The sequence below is a fragment of the Roseovarius atlanticus genome (assembly GCF_001441615.1).
GTDB lineage: Bacteria > Pseudomonadota > Alphaproteobacteria > Rhodobacterales > Rhodobacteraceae > Roseovarius > Roseovarius atlanticus.
Map to the genome: position 1 here is coordinate 1 of NZ_LAXJ01000054.1, position 1,068 is coordinate 1,068.

A 1,068-nucleotide genomic window follows, 5' to 3' on the forward strand; every position below is an offset into this window, starting at 1 on the left:
TGGAGTGCCCCCACTGAAGTGGTCCACCAACTGGGATAGGATGATCCCGTTCAGGAGGACCAGAGATGGCAGGAAAGCGAGACAAACCCGAAGAGATCGTGCTGAAGCTTCGGCAGATCGAAGTGTTGCAAGGGCAAGGAATGGCGATTGCGGATGCGGTGCGCCAGATCGGCGTGACGGAGCCGACGTATTACCGCTGGCGCAAGCAGTATGGTGGCATGAACCGGGACCAACTCAAGCGGCTCAAGGAGCTTGAGACGGAGAATCAGCGGTTGCGGCGCGCGGTCTCGGATCTGACGCTGGACAAGATGATCCTGACGGAGGCTGCACGGGGAAACTTCTGAGCCCTTCGCGCCGTCGCAAGTGCATCGACAGTGTGCGGCAGACGCTCGGCGTGTCCGAGCGCCGCGCCTGCCGCACACTCGGGCAGCACCGGTCGACACAACGCAAGGTTCCATGCGGCGCCCCGGAGGAGGAACGGCTGACGGAGGACATCATCGAGCTGACGCGCGCCCACGGGCGTTACGGCTATCGGATGATCACCGGATTGCTGAACAACGCCGGCTGGCATGTGAACCACAAGCGGGTTGAGCGGATATTGCGGCGAGAAGGGCTGAAGGTCCCGCAGAAACAGGCAAAGAAGGGCAGGCTCTGGTTGAACGACGGATCGTGTGTCCGGCTCCGGCCGGAGCGCCCGAACCACGTCTGGTCCTATGACTTTGTCCAGGACCGGACGCATAACGGGCGGATCTTCCGCATGCTCAACATCATAGACGAGTTCACAAAGGAGGCGCTGGTGATCCGTGTCGACCGCAAGCTCAATTCGACCGACGTGGTCGACGCCCTGACAGACCTGTTCATCCTGCGGGGCCCGCCCGAGTTCATAAGGTCCGACAATGGCGCGGAATTCATCGCCAAGAAGGTGCGCGCCTGGATCGGAGCCGTCGGTGCCAAGACCGCCTTCATCGAACCGGGATCGCCGTGGGAGAACGGCTACTGCGAGAGCTTCAATGCCCGGTTCCGCGACGAGCTGCTGAACGCCGAGGTATTCTATTCACTCAGGGAGGC

At 61.8% G+C, this 1,068-nt stretch carries 1 pseudogene; it reads left to right on the forward strand.

The window, feature by feature from the left end:
- Positions 1 to 65: 65 nt before the first annotated feature.
- Positions 66 to 1,068, forward strand: a pseudogene (locus tag XM53_RS22260) (IS3 family transposase); the annotation flags it as partial.